This window comes from Vibrio sp. 1S139 (genome assembly GCF_041439475.1).
GTDB classification, from domain to species: Bacteria; Pseudomonadota; Gammaproteobacteria; order Enterobacterales; family Vibrionaceae; genus Vibrio; species Vibrio crassostreae_C.
On record NZ_JBGOOD010000020.1, the window covers coordinates 1 to 24,413 of the forward strand.

A 24,413-nucleotide genomic window follows, 5' to 3' on the forward strand; every position below is an offset into this window, starting at 1 on the left:
AAAGGATCAGATCGCAGGACTCGAAAAAGGTTCAATTGATTTAGGCAACAACGCCGAACGAACATATTATGAGAGGGGCTACGACTAAGAATCAAAGTAGTTGAGAGTTTGCTACTTAAATTTCTGGCAATCTTAGAAATTTCGTAATAATTATCTCGCATAATTTGAAGATTTCCCCAGATTAACTCCCAAGTTATCTCGTCGATATCTTTTGGTCTTCTCTGCTGAAAATAATACCATTTTTCAAATTCATTATAAGCGCGTTCGTCTTGAGCTTCCCACTCCATTTTGTCATGCTGACGGTCAGTTCCTGTATATACCAAATTACTACTCCTTTGCAAAGCTCCACATAACAACAATTCTAATTGATTTGTTAGTTTACTCTGTGCATACAGAAAACCATGGGATTGCCCGTGGATGAATGCTGATATCAAAGCACAGTGTTGGGACAAAAGCGCCTTAGAATAAACCTCTAAGGCATAACTTACTTTTGAAGCGTTGGACTTGTTAGTTTATTGAACAAATAAGCTTATTAAGGCTTCAAGTTCTTCAGTTTTGTTGTAATTCTGATCTTTATATTGTTTTTCTGGGTCTTTACCATTCTTTTGCTTTTTCTTTAACTCCTTGATTGCAGGGTTCAAGTGCAGTTTCACATCCTTAAGTTCATCTGCCAATCTTAGTAATGCAACCTGACTATTTGTCACCGTCGGTTTCGATGCAATTACTGCCGTAATTGCATTCAAATTACATTTTAGATAGTGTTCTGCATACGCACATAGCAGCTCTAGGTTTTTGACGCGCCCCCCATCATGAACCAGTATATTTCTTGCACGGTATAGGCGTTTAATTTGCAGTGAAACCTTTTGAGTATGCTTGTCAATATTTTTGGCTAAGCTCAAGGAGTCTTGACAAAGCTTTGCAAATGAATTTAAGCGATACTTAAAAAAAGGAAAGTCGTTGAGTTCTTGTAATATCTTGTTCGATTTCTCTGAACAGCGGAAGGTTGAAAACATTTCCAAAATAGTTAAGTTACTAATGTCAAATTGCTCCCCGTTATCTAGCGTAAAGAGAGTCTTGTTTATATGAGTAAGTGCCACCTTATATGTCCGCAACCTTTTGATCACATAGTCAATAGCAATTGGTGGTACGGCAGCCAGAGTAACTTTTTCATCATCGCCGGGTTTATGGGTCTTTAGCGGCACATCGCGAGTTAAGGCTTCTAAGGCAGTCCAGTTACCAACAAATCTAGTCTCAATATTCTCAGTAGATGTGTTGATCCTCAGTTGACGATAAGCTCCAGCTAACTTTGTATCCGTCAAAGAGTTATCGAGTGAACCGATAAACCTTCGTAGCTCATCATTGTCCATCTTGTGAATATGATTAGGTATTGGAGAGTGAAGACGAATTTGTTTTTCTATCTGGGTCGATGTATCAATCGATTTGAAATTCTTTGCAATTGATAGGTTAATATTTGGGATTGCAAAGCTTAATGCATCTAGAATTTCCCCAAGTTTATCATGCGCTTTTATACCTGCCGCGATTCGCGATCTTGCACTTATCTTCATTACCGCATTCAAGGTTTTATCATTACTAGAGCTTCGCTTTAAGCTCATTGAACCAAATGTCCATGTTGAACCATGAGCTAAGCGTTCAGCTAATTCTTTATTGCTGACTGACAATTCAATTTCGTATTCTTTACTTTCTTCCAGCAAGACGGTTTTTAGGTGCTGGTATCTATCGCTAAATTGCTCTTCACCATCGAATTTAGTTAGTAGATGTCGGTAATAGTTATGTAACTCATTGATACTATAGCCTGAAGCAATTAATCCTGAGATAATTGACTCTGTAACAACTAGGATTTTTTCAAGGTGTTCATGGCTATCATTTGGGTGTTCAGGGAAAACCAAGCTTTCTAGGTAATCGAGGCCAGTTTCGATATAGTGCTTTTGTAATTGATCCACATACTCCACTAGATGGGAGCGCACTAGCTCTGGTGCTTTGTTTACCGGAGCTTCACCTTCTCCTTGATCGTTTGGGGTGGTAAGCGAGAGCATTTTTTTGTTAGCTTATTAAATGCAGGCTTTGTGACTATTGGGTCTGTATTTAATATGTTATTTAGCTCGCTAGCTACAACATACCTTTTGTTTGCACCGCCGTAAGCTTCACCAAAATCAAGAAGAACCAACAACTCTTGACATCCATTTATGGAATGAAGGAAACTAGCTCTCTCACTGTCTAGACTTAATTCATGAGTCATGTTGAACCACGCACCAAGAAAGAAAGATTCGGTAATGGTCAGGCTTTGACTAAGTATGCCAGTATCAACTTTCAAGAGTTGCTCCTAATGGTGAGTTTTGCTATAGTTCTGACAAGAATACAGATTTTGATTGGTTAGTTCTAGTTAACTGGCTGATAAACCGAAAGATTGGTCTCGCTTCTGGATTGGTGCTTTGTCCCACAGTCGTCTTGACCACCCTATATGGCCTCGCTATTTATTTAGCGGGGCTTTTTCATATAGAGTACTTATATGAAAAATCACGTCTCACAACTCTCTGAAATCCTTAGCGCATCTTCAATCTCGACACCAAGGTATTCAATCGTGCTTTCTAACTTAGCATGACCAAGAAGTAATTGAATAGCTCTAAGATTCTTGGTTTTAGCGTAGATCAAAGAAGCCTTTGTTCTGCGTAGTGAATGCGTGCCGTATTGCGTTTTATCGAGTCCTATATCAGTAACCCAGCGGTTAACCATGGTGGTGTAGTAATGGTACGAGATCGGTTGTCCTTCACGGCGTGGGCTTGGAAACAGATAGTCTGTTGGTGACAACGAGTTTTGAATGATCCATTGTGACAAAGTTTGCTGAGTCTTGGGTGTGATCTCGAAGTGCACTTCTTGCTGGGTCTTCTGCTGTTTAACGATGGTTCTCGACATTACGCAGCCACTGCGACTGACATCTTGGACTTTCAAGTTACGTAAATCACAGGATCTCAACTTGCAGTCGATGGCAAGATTAAACAATGCCAACTCAAATAAGCGTTCTTCCAATTCAAGTCGAATACGGATGCGCCAGATGTCCTCTAGTTTGAAGGCTTTCTTCTGACCTACACGCTTTCCTTTATTCCAAGCTTCCATAATGTGCTCCTTACTTCATAAAAATGCTCTTTAAGTAAGGCAGAAATCAAAGACAATGCTGCATCCAGTGGTATGATTGACGGAATATTTCTATAACAAGAAAACTTCTAATGAATCAAACAGAACAACAGTATTTGAAAGAGCTTGAAGGCAAGCTTTGGAACGCAGCAGACAAGCTACGATCAACGCTAGACGCTGCGCAGTACAAGCACGCAGTATTAGGTCTAATTTTCGTTAAATACGTCTCTGATGCGTTTAAGCTGCGTCAGGGTGAGATCAAAGCCGACATTGCTAACCCTGAGCACGAATACTACTTAGATCCTGTTGATTACTCTGAAGAAGAGTTAGCAGAAGAGATTGCTATCGAGCTAGAACAACGTGATTTCTACACAGAGAAAAACGTGTTTTGGCTACCTACGGAATCTCGTTGGCAGTTCCTGCAAGATAACGGCCCATTGGTTATTGGCGGTGCTGAGCTAGATATCAATGGTAAAGCTAAGAAGATCACTTCTGTTGGCCATTTAATTGACAATGCACTTGAAGGGATCGAGCGCGATAACCCGAAATTGAAAGGTGTACTTAACAAGTCATATTCTTCATTGAAGATTGACCAATCGAAGTTGAACGAGCTAATCAACTTGATCGCTACCATCCCGTTTGTTCATGCTGACCTAAACAGTAAAGACATCTTAGGTCACGTATACGAATACATGCTTGGTCAGTTCGCACTGGCGGAAGGTAAAAAAGGTGGTCAGTTCTACACGCCAGCCTCTATCGTAACGCTGATTGTTGAGATGATTGAACCGTTTGAAGGCCGTGTCTATGACCCTGCAATGGGTTCTGGTGGTTTCTTTGTGCAGTCTGAGAAGTTCATTGAACGTCATGCAAACGAGAAGAAGGTTGATGCCCTTACTCAGAAGCAGAAGATCTCTATCTACGGTCAGGAATACAACCATACCACGTGGCAACTAGCGGCGATGAACATGGCGATCCGTGGTCTTGATTACGACTTCGGTAAAGAGCCTGCAAGTACCTACACCAATGTACAGCATCCAGATTTACGTGCTGACTTCATCATGGCTAACCCTCCATTCAACATGAAAGAGTGGAACACTGGCGTAGATGATAACGATCCTCGCTTCAAATATGGCCAACCGCCATCAGGTAACGCTAACTTCGCATGGATGCAGCACATGCTTCACCACCTAGCACCTGAAGGCTCTCAGGCGCTTCTGTTGGCAAATGGTTCGATGAGTTCAACTACCAACAATGAAGGCACTATTCGTCAGGCGTTAATCGAGCATGACTTGATTGAATGTATGGTTGCACTTCCCGGTCAACTGTTTACCAACACACAGATTCCTGCTTGTATCTGGTTCTTAACTAAGAACAAGAACCCTCGCGTTGATAAGGCAGGTCGTAAGCTGCGTGGCCGTAAAGGTGAAGTGTTGTTTATTGATGCACGTAACCTTGGTTATATGAAAGATCGTGTATTACGTGATTTCAGCTTTGATGATATCAAGAAAGTTGCTGATCTATTCCACGCTTGGAAAACAGGTGAAGAAATTCATGGCGTAGCTTATGAAGATCTAGCTGGTTTCTGCAAGTCAGTGACGCTAGAAGAGATTACTAAGCATGATTTTGTACTGACTCCGGGTCGTTACGTTGGTGCTGCTGAAGAAGAAGACGATGGTATTCCATTTGGTGAAAAGATGGTGACGCTAACTTCAAAGCTAAGTGAGCAATTTGCAGAATCGGCAACGCTAGAAGCTGAGATTAAGAAGAACCTAGCGGGGTTGGGTTATGAACTTTAATGAACTATTTGGCTCTGTACCAGATGGTTGGAGAAGTTGTACGCTCGGTGAGTTGGTAAAAGAATTTGGAGGTGGCATTCAGACGGGGCCTTTCGGTAGTCAGCTTCACGCAGCCGATTATGTAGAAAATGGTATCCCGTCAATAATGCCTAAAAACATTAGAATTGACGGTGTCGATGACAGTGATATAGCACGTGTAAGTCCTGAAGATATCGAACGCTTGTCAAAATATAAAGTGCAAACAGGGGATATTGTTTATAGCCGTAGAGGTGATGTTGAAAAGTGTTCTTTGATCACTGAGCTAGAAGATGGTTGGCTGTGTGGTACTGGCTGTTTAAGGGTACGTCTTCAATCTAAACAAATAAGTCCTGAGTTTCTACATGCCTACCTCTGTCACCCTTATGTTAGAGAGTGGATTGTTAGACATGCTGTAGGCGCAACAATGCCTAACTTAAACACTTCAATATTATCCGCTTTGCCAGTTTTAGTTCCAACATCAGGAGCTATGAACTCAATAACTAGCAATTGGAGTGCACTTTCACAAAAATTGGTGGTCAACGTCAAAATCAACCACACCCTAGAAGAAATGGCACAAGCCATCTTCAAGTCATGGTTTGTCGACTTCGATCCAGTCAAAGCCATGATGAATGGTGAGCAACCTGAAGGAATGGATGCTGTCACTGCCTCGCTATTCCCAGAAAAGCTCGTTGAGTCTGAGTTGGGTTTGATACCTGAGGGGTGGGAACTAACTAATATCGGCAAGGTTTCTGAGTGCTCCGATAAAAAAAGAATCCCATTATCAAAAAGGCAGCGAGAACAGAAGCAAGGCTCGATACCTTACTATGGTGCAACATCTGTGATGGACTATGTTGATGAAGCCATCTTTGATGACATCTATTTACTTATTGGTGAAGATGGTTCAGTTATGAAAGATGACGGCACCCCATTCATTCAATACATATGGGGGCCTGCTTGGGTCAATAACCATGCCCACGTTCTTCAAGGAATTAAGTCTATTTCGACAGAGCAATTGATGCTGTTTTTCCAACAAACAAACATCAATGCTTATGTAACTGGTGCCGTGCAGTTGAAGATTAACCAACGCAACATGAATAGTATTCCGTTCATTAAAGCACCTAAGGAAATAAATGAACGCTTCTATGATGTAGTTGCACCTCTGTATGCAAAAATTCGAGCTATCAAAGAAGAAAATGAACAGCTTGCCAAGCTCCGCGATACCTTGCTTCCTAAATTGCTTTCCGGCGAAATCGAGCTGGGCTAAAAAACTGCATATATAAAATAGCCTCACAACTTCATTGAGTATTGAGGCTTTCTTGAGGATAAAAAATGGAAAGTTTACTCGTTAATGTAAGCAAGTATGCATCCAGCCATCAGACATCTCCGACAGAAAACTTCATTACTGAAGCTTTTGCGTGGCTGCTAAAACATGATGAAGCAGTTAGGAAAGCATACGTTGAGGTATTGGCTAGCAAAGTACCTCAGCATAAAACTGAGATCATCAAGTTATCTTTATCTTCTGATGTTGAAACGCAAGTCAATTTCGGTGGTAAGTATCCTGACTTACTGTGGAGTTCAACAGATGATGACTTTTGTCTTATCTTTGAACACAAGGTTTGGTCTGAATTACATAACAAACAGTTGAGCAATTATCGAAAATTTGCCGAAGAACACTTAAGTAAGCCGTTTTTGATTGCTCTTGTTACAGGGCACTCGGGGCAACATCGTCAATCACCAGATCTGGCAGTATGCTGGTATGAAATTGCAACTTTAATAGAAAATGTATCTAGCAATGGCACTGAAAACTGGTTACGTAATGAGTTTGTAAAATTATTGAAAAGCAATGGCTTAGTGAACTCAACACCATTAAATCCGTTAGCTATTGCCTACTACAATGAAGTCCAGAACATAGATAAACAGCTTTATGAGATTGTTCGCAGAACTGTGCAGAGGTCTTGGGCTATATGTGAAAGCAATCAAACCGTTAATTTCAACCATCCTCCAAGACACCGAAATGCTCGTGGCCGATACGATGCATTCGGGCGAATCGGTTTAGAGTTTTCATCAGTAAACACAATAAACGATCAAAGCGGTTGGATCCCCGGTGTGTTTTGTGGATTTATTATCAATGGTGATGATCACTTGGTTCATGACTTGTTGAAAAGTGGTCCTATTGCTGCGATGGTCTTGAGCGTGAATAAAACCCTCCAATCAAAGCTTAAATCTAACGGTTACTATGATTTGATGGTGAAAGAGCTTCGAGAAAAGTTACCTAGTGATTGGGAACTAAGCGACAGAACGGAGTCAGGAAATAAACTTAACTCGTGGCATCCTCTTGTTATCTATAAAAAGCTATCGAGCTTTGTTGAGGGGACTCAAAACTTGGATCAGCAAACTGAAATGTTCATTAAGGAAATGCAGGCATTACAGAAGTTGTTAGTTGAGAGTGATACCTTCGGTGGCTTTTATCGTGAAATGCATCATCTGACTAGTAAGGGCTAATTTTGATCACAGAAGACCAGTTAGAACAAGAATGTATTAGGTGGTTCACCGACCAAGGTTACCTCTATAAAAATGGCTATGACATCGCACCTGATGGCGACGATCCAGAGCGTGACGATTACCACCAAGTGGTATTAAAACAGAGGCTATTAAATCAGTTAACAATCATCAATCCAGAGCTTCCGATAGAGGCACTGAATGATGTGGTTAACACGGTATCTTCCCCCGATACGCCCATTCTCATTAAAAACAACCGTGCCTTCCACAAGTTTGTGATTGAAGGGGTGCCTGTCGAATACTCGGCTGTTGAAGATGGTGAATCGAAGACAAAGCATACTCACGCTCAGTTAATGGATTTTACAACGCCTAATAATAATGAATTCCTTATCGTGAATCAGTTCACTATTACAGGTACAAAAGGGAATCGCCGCCCTGATGTTGTGGTGTTTATTAACGGCCTACCCATATCTGTTATTGAGTTGAAAAATCCAGCAGATGAACATGCCGACATTTGGAATGCCTTTAATCAACTTCAAACCTACAAAGATGAAATTTCAGATCTGTTTATTTTCAATGAAGCGTTGATTGTTAGCGATGGCTGGACGGCTCGTGTTGGTTCATTAACGGCTAATAAAGAACGATTCTTACCTTGGAAAACCGTTGCTACAGAGGATGATAGACCGTTATTGGAGTTTCAATTAGAAACCATGGTTCGTGGCTTTTTCAAGCAAGATCTACTCCTCGACTATATTCGTTACTTTGTACTATTCGAAACCGACAACGACAAAATCATCAAGAAAATTGCAGGTTATCACCAGTTCCACGCAGTGAGAGCGGCTGTTGAGGCGACGGTTCGTGCCGCCAATACCTCTGGTCACTTCCTTGAGAGCACTATCCCTGCACTAGAAAAGATTAAGCAAGGCAGTGGTAAGGCTGGGGTTGTTTGGCATACTCAAGGTAGTGGCAAAAGCATCTCTATGGTTTGCTACGCGAGTAAACTGTTACAGCAAGCATCCATGAATAACCCAACGATTGTGGTGGTAACTGATCGAAATGATCTAGATGGTCAGCTTTACAACACCTTTGGGATGGCGCAAGAGACGTTAAAGCAAATTCCTCAACAAGCGGATGATCGTGATGCGTTACGTGATCTGCTTTTAAATCGTCAATCTGGCGGCATCATATTCACGACGATTCAAAAGTTCGCTTTATTAGATGAAGAGACAGAGCACCCTCGACTATCTGAACGAAGTAATATTGTTGTCGTTTCTGATGAGGCGCACCGCAGCCAGTATGGCAACAAGTCAAAGATGGTGGAAGTGAAGGACAAAAATGGCACTGTAACGGGTCACAAGTACGTTTATGGTTATTCCAAGTATATGCGTGACGCATTGCCTAATGCTTCATTCATAGGCTTTACAGGGACACCTATCGCAATGGATGACAAAGACACGCGTGGTGTTTTTGGTGAGTACGTCTCTATCTATGATATTCAAGATGCCGTTGACGATGGTGCCACTGTGCCTATCTACTACGAATCTCGCCTCGCTAAGCTTGATATTAACCAAGATGAAATTGAGCAACTTAACGATAAAGTTGAAGATGAAATCGGTGAAGATGAAGAAACGGCAGATCGTGAAAAAGTAAAATCAGAATGGGCAACGTTAGAAAAACTTGTAGGCGCAGAGCCTCGTATTGAACAAGTCGCAAAAGATCTCGTTGAACATTTCACAACTCGAACGTCGACCTTTCCCGGTAAGGCGATGATTGTTTCGATGAGTCGAGAAATCTGTGTCGATCTTTACAATGCTATTGTGGCAATTAAACCAGAGTGGCATCACCCAGATACCGATAAAGGTGCAATCAAGATTGTGATGACTGGCTCTGCATCAGACAAAGAAAAGATGCAGCCTCACATCCATGATAAGAAAACAAAAAAACTATTCGAGAAGCGTTACAAAGATACTGACGATGAGCTTCAACTCGTTATCGTTCGAGATATGTGGTTAACAGGATTTGATGCGCCTTGTTGTCATACCATGTATATCGACAAGCCAATGAAAGGGCATAACCTGATGCAGGCGATTGCTCGTGTTAACCGAGTATTCAAAGATAAACCCGGTGGTTTGGTTGTCGATTATATTGGTATCGCAAATGAGCTTAAAAATGCATTGAAAACCTATACCAACAGCCAAGGCAAAGGACAACCCACCGTCGATACGGCAGAAGCGTTTTCAGTATTGATGGAAAAAGTTGATATCATTCGAGGTATGTTCGCAACACCCGTTGATACAAAGGTATTCAATTACCGTCCAGACTTTGAAACGGATGCATTGCGCTTGTTACCGGGAGCAGTGAACCATTTGTCAGGTTTATCTCATACTGACGCTAACGGAAAACAAGTCAGGGACGGAAAGAGGCGATTCCTCGATGTGATGGCGGCTTTGGCTAAAGCATATTCACTGTGTAGCACCATGGATGAAACTCACGGTTATAAGAACGAAATTGCCTTTTACTCTGCGATAAAAACAGCTTTTATCAAGCACTCAACGGTAGACAAGAAACGCACCGATGAGGAGCGCAATACAGCATTGAAGCAAATTCTAAATAATGCTGTGGTAGCCGATGGTGTTGATGACATTTTCACAATGGTTGGTCTTGATAAGCCAAATATAGGGCTTCTTTCTGAAGAGTTCCTAGAAGACGTTAAGAACATGAAAGAGAAGAACCTCGCGGTAGAGCTATTAGAAAAGCTGCTTCGTGATGAGGTTAAAGCTCGCATGAAGAACGATGTCGTTCAGGAGAAGAAATACTCTGAACGCATTATGTCGACGCTGCAAAAATACCATAACCGTAGTATTGAGACGGCTCAGGTTATTGAAGAGCTGATTCAGTGGGCAAAAGAGATGCAAGAAGACGGAGAGTTGCTAGATAAGCTCAACCTTTCTGTCGATGAAATTGCTTTCTATCGCGCATTGGTTGATAACGAGTCCTCGGTTAGAGAACTTGGTGATGATAACTTACGTAAACTTGCTATTGAATTAACTCATCAACTGCGTAAGTCAGCTACGGTTGATTGGCAAAAGAGGGATAGTGTTCGTGCTCGTATGCGAAATCTTGTTCGTCGATTGCTACGCAGATGGAAATACCCGCCAGATGCGGCTGAAGAAGCGATTAAGCTTGTGTTAGAACAAGCTGAAGTGCTGGCTGATGGGTGGTATAAGTAAAGTAATCGAAGATGGCAGGCATAGTAGCTTCCCATCTTCACTTTTTTCACTTGATAATTATTTTTCCTGAAATAACTAAATTTCGGAAAGACGCATAGTCATGGGAATAGATGTACAAAAGATGTGGAGCTGTTTTTCCCCTCATAAACTCGCACATTGCAAGCTGCGTTTTTTTGGGTAGGCTAGTTGGGTCAACCACCTTGAATGGAGTGCTGTCATTGAGTATGAACTCTTCCAACTCCGGAACGGATAAGTCTATGTTAACCAAACTTACTTCTCCAATGTCTGTACGTTGGCTTGTTTCAAGATTTTCTTGGGAGCGGGCCCTTTTTCAACACATGGGATTGTGAATGCTTCATTAATATTCCCTGCGGATGTCATTGGAACTTTATTGCCATCACTATCTCTTCGATATCGAGCGACCCGGCGAACACTCACTTTATTACCTGAAACAGGGATGTCTAAATGCAGGTTCCACCCTTTAAAAATAGCTGATAACTTGCATAGAAGAGAGTAACTTGTTGACTCATGGACTAGTGATTGTAGGTAATTACGGACCTGATATTCAATGTCATCTTCAGACTCCAGCCCTAGGGAGGAAATAATCCGAGTGAGGTAGGTTTCTGGTGACAGGGGCAGTGTTTTGTTCAGTTCATAATCCTTTAGCTTTTGTTTAATCATGTAATGAGCGAAAGCGTAAATCGCCTCAGATACTTGAGTCTCAAGTTTATGTCGTTTTACTATTTTAGAAATAAAATCAACAGATAATGCAAGTTCTTCGTTTTCTTCAACATATGCTAATATTTCAGAAGGTTGGAAAGATGTGCCTTGAGTTCCTCTGAATGCATAAGGGTTAGACGTCATATCAAAGGCTTTTGATAGCATAGCTACACGAGATAACACTTGAGCGTTCACTAGAACCCCAGCCATCTCTAATACCTGCGATCTAGAGCGCATATTACCCACATCAATATTCGCAAATGACAGATCGTCAGTTACATCGTAAATAACAGGAGCAATGAAACCTTCATTCGCTTCATATGAAGCTTCTAGGCGATGATGACCATTGAGAATCTCGCCTTCGACAGAAATGATAATTGGTTCACCAGTAAGGCACCATTTTCTTTTTTTCATTATTTCTACGTACTTCTTAACTCTCGCTTTGCTTATTTTTCGATTCTTATTATTAGGGTTAATTGCTCCACGTCGGGAAAACTTTAACATGTCTCGTGCAATCTGAGGGCTGATATAGATGACAGTATGCTTCAGTGTTGTTTTAACTGCTCTTACCCCTGAGTAATAGCGAGCCCTAGATTTAAAAATGCCTTCAAGCTGTTGAGGAGGTAGCGATTCTGCTGTTTTTAATAGTTCTTTTGAGCTAGCTAAATAGCTATTACTTTCTTTCTCGTCGTATTTAACAAACAAACTATCAACGATAGAGCTTTCTAAGATCTCACCTGATATCTCATTATGATTATCGGTATTTTTGTCTTTCATATTTTGACCTTTTATCTGTGGCATTATCGCTATTAGGAGCATTTTGCGCTTTAACTCTTTTGATTAGTATTGATCCGACAAGCATGTCGGATCAAGTTGTTTTTTTGAGTTAAAGTCCACTTTTTCAGTAACTGGATGAAAAGTTTTGAGTATTTCTGATAAAAAAATTAGTGGCATGTTGTTTCGTTCACATGGTCGGACGCAGCACACTTTGATTACCACAATGCCGATGGCTGAGGTTGCTTCGTACTTTTCAACCAGTAACCTCTTGCCACAATTGAGGTGGGCGATTGATGCTGCTGTGAACGCGAAAAATATTGAAAAAGTCGAACAGATACAGTCTGAACTACAAAAAAACGCTATTGACAATTCGGTAAGTGCGCCTTTGTCGCTGACATTTGCAGTTATCGATAAACCTACTCTTACTAATACATCACACCAGTTACCGACCTTGATTTACAACACCTCTAATACATATGTCGTCGGTAACATTTTGGGCTTGACTGCTATCTGCAAGATCTTAGGATTAAAAACCTTCTTATTTAGTTCTAGGCTTACTGTTAAAGAAGCAAATCAACGAAGTGAGCAGAGACAGCGTTTAGCAATGGAGGAGGTAGAGGTCCGCATTGTGTTCGATACTAAACAAGGTTTGAATACTGATAATGTCATTGAACTATTTAAAAAGAGCAGTATTTTTGAGTCATCACTGAGCCTCCCACATCTTCTTGGTGGAAAGAATTTGCTACCCGATGATGACTTTCCATTGAAGCCTTTTATTGATCAGCTGATACGAGACGCTGATATTGAATCTTATGGTGGTGTGAATTTTGACTCCAAACATGTGAAAATTTCAGAGCGTTATATCACCACGCAATACGTACTTTTTAAGTTTCTGGTTGGTGCTGTTGCCGGAGTGGGAACGCAGGAGTACAGCAAAATGTCGAAAGACATTAAATTGCCTAGTGGGATAAGTCTTACTTCTGCCTTGTCTGATGACTATATGGAGAAAATTACTTTCTTTTTGAGGGCATGGCTTGAATCATTGCAAGAGATCTTTCTCAAAGATCGTTCTGGGTATCACTTGTCGCCACAGGTCTGGCAGGCACTTGGTTTGACGATTCATGAATTAGTTAACAATGGGGCGTCACTAAGTGAATTGGAAGCGGCTGGTAAAGCATTAGGAAGGCTTGATTACAGTAAGAATGCCATACATTGGAATGATTGCTCAGTAATGGAGCTAGATGCTAAAGGGCGTATTTACAAGAATGCAGCCACATCGACTCGGTTGTTTAGGGTAGGGTTGTTTGAGTATTTTGTTCAAATTATTAGATTTATGGGTAAATAGAAAGGAAAAAGATCATTCAAAGTCAACATTTTTAGTTGCTGATTCGTAGTTTTTACATACAGAATGAACAGCACTAGTTGCCCCCACTTAATTGACCCAAAAGATATGAATTATTCAAATGTTATTAAGATAATTCTAGGGAGAAATTCATATGTTTTTCAAATGGCAACTCTCACAGGTAATTCATATGTTTTTATGCGAACATTTCTTTATTTGTCTGTACCTTCATACCTTTCGATGAATCATTAACGGGGAACCTAACGTAATAGCCGTAAACCGCTGGCATCAAGCCGATAAGCAGGGCTGGGTCTAGTCCTAATCCAAGGCCAACCGGTAGCATCATACGTGCAGTTGCTGCTTGAGAGTTCACCACAACCGATACGATGAATAGCGCTAGTGCGAACGTCCATGGGTAGTTGGTCACCATTTCCACGATGCCAGACTTGAACTGAGGCATTGCGTATTGGAAGTAGGTATCCGACATCCAAGCGATACCGAAGATCGCAATCGCCGCCACCATACCCGATTTGAATACCACACCGTTTGGCACATCTCGCGGGTCAGTTTTAGTCGCCAGCAAAATGATACCGCCGAAGCAGAGCATCATCATTTGGATGATCACCGACATCTTGATTGGCTTGTCGCCGTCAACGATGGTTCTGATCTCAGGCACCATCGCCACGATAACAATCACCACAATCGACAATAGGAAAATCAAAACCGCATTACGAGCCGAGGTTGGCAGCACTTCATCCAAAGACGTCGCAGTAGTGCTTTCGATACGCTTTTTCCACTCAGGATCTTTTAGACGAGCTTGGTATTCAGGATCGTCGTTCAGTTCTTTGCCGCGTTTCAGGCTGTACAAAGAAAGCAAAAACGTACCAAACAGCGTTGCAGGCACCGTCACCATCAAAATGGAAAGCAGTGTAATAGAGTGTTGAATATCAGAAAGCTGCGCGAGGTAGTACACCACAGCGGCTGAAATTGGTGATGCGGTAATAGCTAGTTGAGACGCGACAGACGCAGCTGCCATTGGACGCTCAGGACGAATCCCGTTCTTCAGTGCGACATCGCCAATGATCGGCATGATAGAGTAAACCGCGTGGCCAGTACCCAATAGGAAAGTCATCGAGTAAGTCACGAACGGAGCTATCAGGGTAACGCGTTTCGGGTTCTTTCTTAGCACCCTTTCCGCCACTTGCAGCATGTATTTCAAGCCACCTGCCGCTTCGAGAATCGAAGCACAAGTAACAACGGCGAGGATGATCAGCATTACGGTGACAGGTGGAGAGGTTGGTGGCATCTTGAAGACAAACACCTCGATAACCAAACCAATACCCGAAACAACACCTAAGCCAATACCGCCATACCGAGATCCGATATAAAGGACGACTAATAAAAATAAAAACTCAAAATACAACATAAGCAACCCTGCTAAAAATGTGGACTAATGTTATTTTCTCCCTAAGCTCAGCCATTTACTTATTGCTTGGTCACACTATGATTGCAGGCTCCCGGTAATTGTTTTTTATAAGATTATGGTCACGCAAACCGACCTGTAAGTTTATGAAATGTAATAAGAAGCCAGACGCACAAGCTAGATTTGTTATGTGGAATAATCATAATTGTTTCTGTTAGATCTGGATGGCCTATAAAACACAAGGCTCATAACTGAACGATATTATTTCAACCACAATCAATCACATTTAAAGTCATGCAGAGGCATATTGCCGAGCCGATTGGATATATTCTTACTGAACGTTGACTCGCCTATCACTAGACACTATGTCAAAATACCTGCCTTCACGATGACAACACATTAAGAACCACGGATATGAATTTTCAAGCTGCTATTTTTGATATGGATGGGCTGCTGCTCGACACCGAGCGACTTTGTATGCAGGTTTTTGAAGAAGCATGTCACGCGCAAGGTGTTCCGTTTTTGCAGGATGTTTACCTAGGCATCATTGGCTGTAACGCAAAAACCATCGAACAGATTTTTCGAAACGGTTACGGTGAAGGGCTAGATTACCCAGCGCTGAATAATGAATGGCGCACCCGCTACAGTGCAATTGTTAAAAACCAAGCAATCCCAGTAAAAGATGGCGTGATTGAACTGCTTGAATGGCTAAAATCGAATGACATTCCAATCGCGGTGGCGACCTCCACTCAGCTTGATATCGCGAAGAAGAAGCTTGAGCTGGCTGGCCTAGATTCTTACTTCACTTCATTAAGCACAGGCTGCGAAGTGACTCACGGCAAGCCTCACCCAGAGATTTACTTGCTGGCGGCTGAACGCCTAGGTGTTGCGCCTGAAACCTGCCTAGCGTTCGAAGATTCGAACAACGGAATTCGCGCTTCTATGGCAGCCAACATGATCAGCTTCCAGATCCCTGATTTAGTAGAGCCATGTGACGAAGTGAAAGCGCTTGGACACACCATCAGCCCTTCTCTGCATGATGTGCTAGCACAGCTTCAACAAGCTGCAGCTTAAGCTCTGACTGCCGTTGATAATGCTTTTATCAACGTAGACAAGCCCCTCTATTAAGCCGACTCACAGAGTCGGTTTTTTTGTAGGTATTCCTTTTATAAAAGATAAAAACTCGCGCTTGAAACTGTTAAAGTCGATGTGAAATAAATGCTAGGTGATCAACAAGATTGCTAACGTCTACATAGGGAGAAAGAGACGCGTGAAGGAAAAGTTTGAAGACCAACTGCTTGATTTTGCACAACGAGAAATGACACAAGATGCAGCACACGACATTAGCCACATTAAGCGCGTAGTCAAAACCGCTAAGGCTTTGTGTGCTCAAGAACAGGCTAAGCTTGAAGTCGTTTTACCCGCCGCTTACCTTCATGATTGTTTCACCTTTCCTAAGAACCATCCAGACAGAGCCAAAAGCTCGCAAATGGCAGCAGACAAGGCGATCTCTTTCCTCAAATCTATCGACTATCCCGCGTCCTATCTTGATGAGATCCATCATGCCATTGTCACGCACAGCTACAGTGCCAACATCACACCTGAAACCTTAGAAGCTCAGATCGTCCAAGATGCCGATCGCCTTGATTCGCTCGGTGCAATTGGTATCGCTCGCTGTTTGTATGTGGGTCAGAGCTTTAACGCTGAACTGTATAACCACGAAGACCCGTTCGCTGAACATCGTGACTTAGATGACAAGCATTACAGCGTCGACCACTTCTACGTGAAGCTGTTTAAGCTCGCTGAAACCATGAATACAGAATCCGCTAAGTTAGAAGCCAACAAGCGCACCGATTACATGCGTGGCTTTCTTGAGCAGTTGGGCACGGAAGTTTAGCGGTTTAGAAAAAGAGACACGCGATAAGGAAGAGACAAGGATATGGAAATAAACCGCTTTAAAGCCTCCGATGCCAATGAGATCGTCACTTGGTTCACATCACTCGAAGACTATGTACTGTGGGGCGGACGAACCTTTGGTTGGCCGTTAGAAGCCGCCTCCATCATCGAACGCTCTCAAGAGCCTCAAGTTGAGCTATATACCTTCTCTGAGTCTAGTGCTCTCTCTGAACTGAATTCGAACGGCAATAACTCAGAACTGAGCGGGTTTATGGAGTTTCAACGTATGTCAGACAGTGAACTTCGATTCTGCCGAGTGGCCATTCACCCAAACCAACGAGGCAAAGGGTTTGGGCAATCCATGATAGAAAGTGCATTAGACGCTGCGAAACAAATCCCTGATGTCACCACCATCAGCTTGGCGGTATTTCAGCAGAATATCGGAGCAAAACGTTGCTACGACAAAGCTGGCTTTCAAGTGGTCGACAAAGAACCCAAGTTCAAAGAATTCAATGGCAAAACCTGGCCTCTATATCAAATGGAATTAAAGCTTAGCTAGTTCGTTTTAATTACTAGATTTGACCCCATATCATTAAGCATTGGCTACATACTCAAGATACACAGATGTAATTTGGAACCTTCATGACCCAAGAAAAATTCGATACTATTTACCAACGTGCAGCTCACCGCAAAGGCGGAGCGGCCGAACTCGAAAAAATTATTCGTGCGCCCCTTTCACAAGCCGAGCTATCACAAATCACCGACGATCGTTGGCTAGCCGCCTTTACTGAAAAAGTATTCCAGTGTGGTATTTCGTGGAATGTGGTGAGAAAGAAATGGCCGCAATTTGAAGAAGTGTTCTTTGAATTCAATATCGAAAAAATGCTGATGCTGCCGAATGAGATGTGGGAACAAAAAGCGCAAGATCCACGCATTATTCGCCACCTCACCAAGGTGATGACCATCCCTGCCAACGCAATGATGATCCACAATGCCAAGCGTGAAGCGGATTCCTTCTCACAAATGATTGCCGACTGGCCATCAGAACGTATCACTGAACTTTGGGATTATCTGAAGAAACACGGCAAGCGATTAGGCGGTAACACTGGTGCCTACACTCTGCGCCAAATGGGTAAAGATACCTTCATCTTGTCATCAGATGTTGAAGCACACCTACGCAGCACAGACGTGGTTGATAGCGGTCGTAACACCAAGCGAGCACAACTGGCAGCGGGTAAAGCCTTCAACGAATGGCAACAACAGTCAGGTCGTAGCTTGAGCGAAATCAGCCAAATCGTTGCCTACAGCTGCGGTGATAATCGAGTTTAGTTGGATTAGAAATGGCTTAAAGCTAAAGATTGCACACAGTTCCCTGCAAACTAAATGTTATAATTCATTAACAAATAAGCGTGCATCGCACTTTCATCCAGTGGCATTGTATAGATAAATGTATACAATATAGAGTAATACTCATGAATTATTCTCGACCAACCCAACTCGACTAAACAAGGGCCCTTATCTCTATGACAGTTCTCAAAAACTCTGTCTCCAAAGGTGTAAAAACGAAAGTAACAGGCCAGACTCAAGACGATGTTGTTTACTGCCATATCTTCGACGCGATACTAGAACAAAGGCTGCCACCAGCCACCAAATTAAGCGAAGAAGCACTAGCAGAAATCTTTGGCGTTAGCCGTACTATTATCCGCCGTGCCTTGCTGCGTCTTTCTTTAGAACAAGTTGTGGTGATCCGTCCTAACCGAGGAGCCGTGATTGCTGCGCCAACGGTTGACGAAGCCAAACAAATCTTTAAAGCACGTGAAGTGATGGAAATTGCTATCACTGAGCTGGCGGTGAAAAACGCAACCAAAGCTCAAATAGAAGAATGCAGAAAATTAGTCGCGAAAGAGAACTGTGCTTTCGACCAAGGCGATTACGGCTCTGGCCTACGTTTGTCTGGTGAGTTCCACATCAAATTGGCTGAAATGGCAGAGAACGCGCCACTGCTGGCTTTCCAACGCAGCTTGGTATCGCAAACTTCACTGCTGATCGCTCAGTACGAAACGGGCAACCACTCGAACTGTTCTCTAGACGAACACTCAGGCTTACTGGATGCGATAGAGTCAGGCAATGAACAACAAGCCGTAGAGTTGATGCAAGAACACCTAAGCCATATTCGTTCGAAGCTCAACCTAGACAGCAGCACAGCTTCTAGTGATCTGCATGTCGTGTTCTCAGATCTGCTTAAGAGTAAGTCATAGACGATTCAACAAACGATTGATAACCATCTGTTAACAGCTTTTTGTTAACAGCTTTTTATTAACAATACAGGAGAGAAGTAAGCCTCTGCGTTTACTTCTCTTTTTTATGCCCTCTCCCCTAAAAATAAATACGACGATCGACTCACATCCATCTAAAAATACAGTCTATTCTGCCCTCAACAACGATCTTAGCCTCTACAGAATCACTCCCAACAGTGCCATAAATCTTGTCTTTATCTTGTATACATAGCTATCTATTCATTCACACCATAAAACTGTTCAATCTCAATCCAAACCCTTATAAAACAGACGACTATGACCAAAATTAAATTGTATACAATTCACGACAAGTCATATTTGTTACATTTTTGTAAATAAATAGTTGACCGCAGGGTCAGGATGGATAATTATTGACCTAGAAGTCAAAAAGAATACACATGGAAATATGTCGATTTACAAGGAGGTCTCTTGATTACTTTTTTGCTCAATCAGGAAATAAGACGCGAAGATAATCTGTCGCCAAATATGACAGTGCTCAACTACCTTCGTACCAAGATAAATAAGACGGGTACAAAAGAAGGTTGTGGGTCGGGCGACTGTGGCGCATGTACGGTAGTTCTGGGTGAAGTGGTTGATGGACAACTGCAATACCGCTCGGTGAACTCTTGCCTTACGTTCGTTTCAGCGCTGCATGGCAAGCAACTGATCACAGTAGAAGATCTGCAAAATCGAGATCGCTCATTGCACCCAGTGCAAAAAGCGGTGGTTGATTTTCACGGTTCACAGTGTGGTTACTGCACGCCGGGCTTCATCATGTCGATGTTTGCGCTAGGCAAAAACAAACCCGATGCGAGCAAAGAAGACGTCATGGAATCACTGGCGGGTAACCTATGTCGTTGTACAGGCTACCGACCAATTGTTGATGCTGCGATGTCACTTTCAACAGACCAACCTTTGATCGACCAATTTGCTGAACTTGAACGCAACACCATCAAGAAGCTAGAAAGCATTCAAGACACTGAGGCCAACTTACGCCTTGGTCACCTCACCGCTTTTTCCCCAAAAAGCACCGATGAGTTGGCCAAGCTTTTTCAAGCCCACCCGAACGCTAAGCTGGTTGCTGGCGGTACGGATTTAGCGCTGGAAGTGACGCAATTCCATCGTGAGATTGAAACACTGATCAGCGTGAACCTTGTTGAAGACATGAAGGTATGTGAAGAGACCGACACCGATCTAATCATTGGTGCCAACCTGCCTATCAGTGATTCTTACTCACTATTGAAAAAACACTACCCAGATTTTGGTGAACTGCTGCATCGCTTTGCTTCACTGCAAGTGCGTAACCAAGGCACCATCGGCGGTAATGTAGCGAATGCTTCGCCTATCGGTGACACCCCTCCTCTGCTGATTGCCCTTAACGCAAAGATCAAACTTCGTTGCGGTGACGAGTCACGCACCATGCCGATTGAAGATTACTTCATCAGCTACAAAGTGACGGCGCAAAAAGAGAGTGAGTTCATTGAACAGATCATCATTCCTAAGCCAACTAACGACAGCTTCCGAGCTTACAAACTGTCTAAACGTTTAGACGACGACATCTCTGCGGTGTGTGGTGCGTTTGATATTCAAATCGAAGACGGCAAGGTTTCTTACGCTCGTATCGCTTTCGGCGGTATGGCTGCAACACCTAAGCGCGCGGCGCGTTGTGAAAATACGTTATTAGGCAAACCATGGACAGACGCTAATATTAAGTTAGCGATGCAGGAACTGTATAACGACTTTGAGCCGCTATCTGATTTCCGTGCCAGCCAAGAATACCGTTCATTGTCGGCAGCCAATATGTTGCGTCGTTACTTCATTGAACAGCAGAACAAAAACAACCAAATCGAAACAAGGGTAACGTCTTATGTCTAAATCAAATTCCTCTGTTCACAAGAGCAATGCGATGACCCACGAAGAGATGGTTACCATTGCAAAACAAGCCCTAAAAACTGGCGTAGGTAAAAGCGTAAAACACGACAGTGCAGCCAAGCAAGTCACGGGCGAAGCGGTATACATTGACGACCGCCTAGAGTTCCCAAATCAGCTGCACGTCTACGCACGCCTGAGCACTCAAGCACACGCGAACATTACCAATATAGATTTATCACCGTGTTACGAATTTGAAGGCGTGGCGATTGCCATTCAAGCCAAAGACGTACCAGGTGAATTGGACATTGGTGCAATCCTACCGGGCGACCCACTGCTTGCCGATGGCAAAGTAGAATACTACGGCCAACCTGTGATTGCTGTGGCAGCTAACGATCTAGAAACCGCACGCAAAGCCGCGCACGCAGCCGTTATTGAATACGAAGAGCTACCAGCCATTCTTGATGTGAAAGAAGCGCTGGCAAAAGAGCACTTCGTAACAGAAAGCCACACTCAACAGCGTGGTGACTCAAAAGCAGCACTGAAAAAAGCGAAACACGTGATCTCTGGTGACCTAGAGATCGGTGGCCAAGAACACTTCTACCTAGAAACGCAAATCAGTAGTGTAATGCCAACCGAAGACGGCGGCATGATCGTCTACACCTCTACACAGAACCCGACCGAAGTTCAAAAGCTGGTTGCGGAAGTGATTGGCGTGCCGATGCACAAAGTCGTGATTGATATGCGTCGTATGGGTGGTGGTTTCGGTGGTAAAGAGACTCAAGCAGCCTCTCCAGCCTGTATGGCTGCGGTGATTGCCCACCTTACAGGCCGACCGACCAAAATGCGTCTGCTGCGTAATGAAGACATGCAGCAAACCGGTAAACGCCACCCGTTCTACAATCAATATACAGTCGGTTTTGACGACAACGGTGTGATTCAAGGTGCCGACATTACCGTTACAGGTAACTGTGGTTACTCACCAGACTTATCAAGTTCTATTGTCGACCGCGCGATGTTCCACTCAGACAACGCTTATTATCTAGGCGATGCAACTGTGGTCGGTCATCGATGCAAAACCAATACCGCATCGAACACCGCTTACCGTGGCTTTGGTGGCCCGCAAGGCATGATGACGATTGAACACATCATGGACGAGATTGCGCGTTACCTGAAAAAAGATCCTTTGGAAGTACGTAAAGCGAACTACTACGGCGAAGAAGGCCGTAATGTGACCCATTACTACCAAACCGTTGAAGACAACTTTTTACCTGAGATAACCGAACAGCTTGAACGCAGCAGTGACTATCACGCACGTCGTAAAGAAATCGCTGAGTTCAACAGGCAGAGCCCTATCTTGAAGAAAGGCCTTGCTATCACACCAGTGAAATTCGGCATCTCGTTTACTGCGACTTTCTTGAACCAAGCAGGTGCGCTTATCCATATCTACACCGATGGCAGTATTCATTTGAATCACGGTGGTACGGAAATGGGGCAAGGCTTGAACATCAAAGTGGCACAAATCGTTGCACAGGAGTTCCAAGTCGATGTCGAACGTATCCAGATCACCGCTACAAACACAGACAAAGTTCCGAACACATCACCAACCGCAGCCTCATCGGGCGCCGACCTCAACGGTAAGGCCGCGCAAAACGCCGCAATAACCATTAAGCAGCGCCTGATCGACTTCGCTTCTTCGCACTTCAAAGTGTGGCCTGAAGAAGTGGTGTTTAAAAACGGCATGGTGCAGATCCGCGATGAGATCATGACCTTCAACTCATTTGTTGAACTGGCTTGGTTCAACCAAATCTCGCTATCAAGCACTGGCTTCTATCGCACTCCGAAGATCTATTACGATCACGAGAAGGCGCGTGGTCGTCCGTTCTACTACTACGCCTATGGTGCTTCTTGTTCAGAAATCATCATCGATACCCTGACTGGCGAGAACAAGATTCTGCGTGTCGATATTCTGCATGACGTAGGCGCTTCATTGAACCCGGCGATTGATATCGGCCAAGTCGAAGGTGGCTTTGTACAAGGTGTCGGTTGGTTAACAACGGAAGAGTTGGTGTGGAACCAGCAAGGCCGCTTAATGACCAACGGCCCTGCAAGCTACAAAATCCCTGCGATTGCTGATATGCCAATTGATTTCAGAACGCACCTTTTGGAAAACCGCAGCAACCCAGAAGACACAGTATTCAACTCGAAAGCCGTGGGTGAGCCACCTTTCATGTTGGGTATGTCGGTATGGAGTGCATTGAAAGATGCGATTAGCTACGTGGCCGTTGATGGAGCGATTCCTAAGCTCAACACACCAGCAACGCCAGAGCGTATTCTGATGGCGATACAGGAGGTCACTGAAACGGCTCCGACTTCGGTCGATGCTCAATCAGAAACAGCTTAGGGCTCGGTTTATATAGACCGCTTAGGGCGCAATAAATAGCTTAGAGCACCTATAAATAGCTTAGGAAGCATAAAGGGATTTAGGAGGACGTATGTTTAAGGATAATTGGATTCACGAACTGGCAAAACTGGAAGAGAACTACGAACCGTGTGTGATGGTGACGGTTCTTGAAGACAGAGGTTCCGTTCCACGCGATGCGGGCACCAAAATGCTTGTCACTCGTGACCGAATCATCGCTACGATTGGTGGTGGTCACCTTGAACATGTGGCCACTAAAATGGCTCGAGAGATGCTGATTGCCAGTGAGAAATCACTCAAAGTGGAACGCTTCAACCTAGGTGCTCGTTTAGGTCAATGTTGTGGCGGAATGGCAACGTTAAGCTTTGAGCCGATTGGCACTCAGCAGAACCATCTTGTGCTGTTTGGCGCAGGTCATGTTGCCAAAGCGCTGCTGCACATTGTCGCAACCCTACCCTTCCGCGTGACCTGGATTGATGAACGCGAAGAAGTATTCCCTGAAGCGCTACCACACGGTGTGAAGAAGCTTGTCTCAGACGATCCGGTTGGCGAAGTGAAACACATGCCACCGAACAGCTATTACCTAGTGATGACGCACAACCATCAGCTCGATTTTGACCTAACCAAAGCCATTATCGACCGTGAAGACAGCCGTTACTTTGGCATGATTGGATCGCTCACTAAGCGCAAGAAGTTCGACTTCCGCTTAGAGCAACGCGGCTATAGCCAAGAGCAAATTGAAACTATGCTTTGCCCGATTGGCATTAGTGCGGTGAATGGCAAACATCCTGCCGAAATTGCAGTATCGGTTGCAGGTGAACTGATCGCACACTATCAAGGGCAAGCACTTGAACAAAAGCGCCCAACCAAACAATATCGAAATCAGGATTTGACCGATCAACACAGTCAACCAAGCGACGTAGGCGAACCACCATTGGAAGAGAAGATCGCCTAATAAAAGTCGCAAAGCTTCA

Annotated in this window: 18 protein-coding genes and 1 pseudogene; 13 read left to right on the forward strand and 6 right to left on the reverse strand. The window is 43.5% G+C overall.

Features of this window, described 5'->3' with window-relative positions; all coding sequences use genetic code 11:
- The 4 genes from ACED46_RS08950 to ACED46_RS08965 form a co-directional block, all read right to left on the reverse strand.
- Positions 1-323: hypothetical protein (locus tag ACED46_RS08950; protein WP_371721280.1), on the reverse strand; the 323-nt coding region annotated here is incomplete at its 3' end.
- A 189-nt stretch (positions 324-512) separates the two neighbouring features.
- The gene (locus ACED46_RS08955; protein WP_371721281.1) at positions 513-1,961 is read right to left on the reverse strand and encodes a hypothetical protein; all 1,449 of its coding nucleotides are present in this window, start codon (positions 1,959-1,961) and stop codon (positions 513-515) included.
- Between the two features lie 41 nt (positions 1,962-2,002).
- Positions 2,003-2,332, reverse strand: coding sequence for a hypothetical protein (locus ACED46_RS08960; protein ID WP_371721282.1), 330 nt, complete (start codon positions 2,330-2,332; stop codon positions 2,003-2,005).
- A gap of 203 nt (positions 2,333-2,535) precedes the next feature.
- Positions 2,536-3,132 (reverse strand): tyrosine-type recombinase/integrase, encoded by a 597-nt coding sequence (locus tag ACED46_RS08965; RefSeq protein WP_016792310.1) that lies wholly within the window; start codon positions 3,130-3,132, stop codon positions 2,536-2,538.
- Between the two features lie 110 nt (positions 3,133-3,242).
- On the opposite strand from ACED46_RS08965, the gene ACED46_RS08970 reads away from it, so the two are divergent.
- From ACED46_RS08970 to ACED46_RS08985, 4 genes are all read left to right on the forward strand, one after another.
- Entirely contained in the window at positions 3,243-4,946 is a 1,704-nt protein-coding gene (locus tag ACED46_RS08970) for an N-6 DNA methylase (RefSeq protein ID WP_371721283.1), read from the forward strand.
- Complete coding sequence (locus ACED46_RS08975; RefSeq protein ID WP_371721285.1) at positions 4,936-6,228, forward strand: restriction endonuclease subunit S; 1,293 nt, start codon at positions 4,936-4,938, stop codon at positions 6,226-6,228. Before ACED46_RS08970 ends, ACED46_RS08975 begins: the two co-directional genes overlap by 11 nt.
- 65 nt (positions 6,229-6,293) lie before the next feature.
- A complete protein-coding gene (locus ACED46_RS08980; RefSeq protein WP_371721287.1) occupies positions 6,294-7,466 on the forward strand; it encodes a hypothetical protein in 1,173 nt (390 codons plus the stop codon).
- Positions 7,467-7,468: 2 nt separating this feature from the next.
- Positions 7,469-10,693 carry a type I restriction endonuclease subunit R gene (locus ACED46_RS08985; RefSeq protein ID WP_371721288.1) on the forward strand — a complete coding sequence of 1,075 codons (3,225 nt, stop codon included), beginning with the start codon at positions 7,469-7,471 and terminating at the stop codon, positions 10,691-10,693.
- 270 nt (positions 10,694-10,963) lie between these two features.
- Here the strand turns inward: ACED46_RS08985 and ACED46_RS08990 are convergent, their stop codons facing one another.
- Positions 10,964-12,190: a ParB/RepB/Spo0J family partition protein gene (locus tag ACED46_RS08990; RefSeq protein WP_145575488.1), complete on the reverse strand. Its 1,227-nt coding sequence runs from the start codon at positions 12,188-12,190 to the stop codon at positions 10,964-10,966.
- A gap of 223 nt (positions 12,191-12,413) precedes the next feature.
- Here ACED46_RS08990 and ACED46_RS08995 point away from each other — a divergent pair, with 223 nt between their 5' ends.
- Positions 12,414-13,535: a hypothetical protein gene (locus ACED46_RS08995; protein ID WP_371721319.1), complete on the forward strand. Its 1,122-nt coding sequence runs from the start codon at positions 12,414-12,416 to the stop codon at positions 13,533-13,535.
- A 262-nt stretch (positions 13,536-13,797) separates the two neighbouring features.
- On the opposite strand, the pseudogene ACED46_RS09000 reads toward ACED46_RS08995, so the two are convergent.
- Positions 13,798-14,958: pseudogene (locus ACED46_RS09000) on the reverse strand (anaerobic C4-dicarboxylate transporter); the annotation flags it as partial.
- 411 nt (positions 14,959-15,369) lie between these two features.
- Here ACED46_RS09000 and ACED46_RS09005 point away from each other — a divergent pair.
- From ACED46_RS09005 to xdhC, 8 genes are all read left to right on the forward strand, one after another.
- On the forward strand, positions 15,370-16,029 hold the full coding sequence (locus ACED46_RS09005; protein WP_017069081.1) for an HAD family phosphatase: 660 nt from the start codon (positions 15,370-15,372) through the stop codon (positions 16,027-16,029).
- 196 nt (positions 16,030-16,225) lie between these two features.
- Positions 16,226-16,852 (forward strand): HD domain-containing protein, encoded by a 627-nt coding sequence (locus tag ACED46_RS09010; RefSeq protein ID WP_017069080.1) that lies wholly within the window; start codon positions 16,226-16,228, stop codon positions 16,850-16,852.
- 42 nt (positions 16,853-16,894) lie between these two features.
- Positions 16,895-17,410, forward strand: coding sequence for a GNAT family N-acetyltransferase (locus ACED46_RS09015; RefSeq protein ID WP_371721290.1), 516 nt, complete (start codon positions 16,895-16,897; stop codon positions 17,408-17,410).
- Positions 17,411-17,493: 83 nt separating this feature from the next.
- The gene (locus ACED46_RS09020; RefSeq protein ID WP_371721291.1) at positions 17,494-18,180 is read left to right on the forward strand and encodes a DNA-3-methyladenine glycosylase I; all 687 of its coding nucleotides are present in this window, start codon (positions 17,494-17,496) and stop codon (positions 18,178-18,180) included.
- A gap of 194 nt (positions 18,181-18,374) precedes the next feature.
- Positions 18,375-19,109 (forward strand): GntR family transcriptional regulator, encoded by a 735-nt coding sequence (locus ACED46_RS09025; RefSeq protein WP_010432768.1) that lies wholly within the window; start codon positions 18,375-18,377, stop codon positions 19,107-19,109.
- A gap of 468 nt (positions 19,110-19,577) precedes the next feature.
- Positions 19,578-21,023 (forward strand): xanthine dehydrogenase small subunit, encoded by a 1,446-nt coding sequence (gene xdhA / locus ACED46_RS09030; RefSeq protein WP_032549154.1) that lies wholly within the window; start codon positions 19,578-19,580, stop codon positions 21,021-21,023.
- Entirely contained in the window at positions 21,016-23,421 is a 2,406-nt protein-coding gene (xdhB, locus tag ACED46_RS09035) for a xanthine dehydrogenase molybdopterin binding subunit (protein ID WP_371721292.1), read from the forward strand. Before xdhA ends, xdhB begins: the two co-directional genes overlap by 8 nt.
- Before the next feature lie 91 nt (positions 23,422-23,512).
- Positions 23,513-24,394, forward strand: coding sequence for a xanthine dehydrogenase accessory protein XdhC (gene xdhC / locus ACED46_RS09040; RefSeq protein WP_017061606.1), 882 nt, complete (start codon positions 23,513-23,515; stop codon positions 24,392-24,394).
- The last annotated feature ends 19 nt before the right edge of the window (positions 24,395-24,413 follow it).

What these genes read in the sequence shown, in the direction of transcription:
- ACED46_RS08975 (WP_371721285.1), top strand. Translation starts at nt 4,936, where the DNA reads ATGAACTTTAATGAACTATTTGGCTCTGTACCAGATGGTTGGAGAAGT.
- ACED46_RS08965 (WP_016792310.1), bottom strand. Translation starts at nt 3,132, where the DNA reads ATGGAAGCTTGGAATAAAGGAAAGCGTGTAGGTCAGAAGAAAGCCTTC.
- ACED46_RS09005 (WP_017069081.1), top strand. Translation starts at nt 15,370, where the DNA reads ATGAATTTTCAAGCTGCTATTTTTGATATGGATGGGCTGCTGCTCGAC.
- ACED46_RS08970 (WP_371721283.1), top strand. Translation starts at nt 3,243, where the DNA reads ATGAATCAAACAGAACAACAGTATTTGAAAGAGCTTGAAGGCAAGCTT.
- xdhC (WP_017061606.1), top strand. Translation starts at nt 23,513, where the DNA reads ATGTTTAAGGATAATTGGATTCACGAACTGGCAAAACTGGAAGAGAAC.
- ACED46_RS08995 (WP_371721319.1), top strand. Translation starts at nt 12,414, where the DNA reads ATGCCGATGGCTGAGGTTGCTTCGTACTTTTCAACCAGTAACCTCTTG.
- xdhB (WP_371721292.1), top strand. Translation starts at nt 21,016, where the DNA reads ATGTCTAAATCAAATTCCTCTGTTCACAAGAGCAATGCGATGACCCAC.
- ACED46_RS08980 (WP_371721287.1), top strand. Translation starts at nt 6,294, where the DNA reads ATGGAAAGTTTACTCGTTAATGTAAGCAAGTATGCATCCAGCCATCAG.
- ACED46_RS08990 (WP_145575488.1), bottom strand. Translation starts at nt 12,190, where the DNA reads ATGAAAGACAAAAATACCGATAATCATAATGAGATATCAGGTGAGATC.
- ACED46_RS09025 (WP_010432768.1), top strand. Translation starts at nt 18,375, where the DNA reads ATGACAGTTCTCAAAAACTCTGTCTCCAAAGGTGTAAAAACGAAAGTA.
- ACED46_RS09020 (WP_371721291.1), top strand. Translation starts at nt 17,494, where the DNA reads ATGACCCAAGAAAAATTCGATACTATTTACCAACGTGCAGCTCACCGC.
- ACED46_RS09015 (WP_371721290.1), top strand. Translation starts at nt 16,895, where the DNA reads ATGGAAATAAACCGCTTTAAAGCCTCCGATGCCAATGAGATCGTCACT.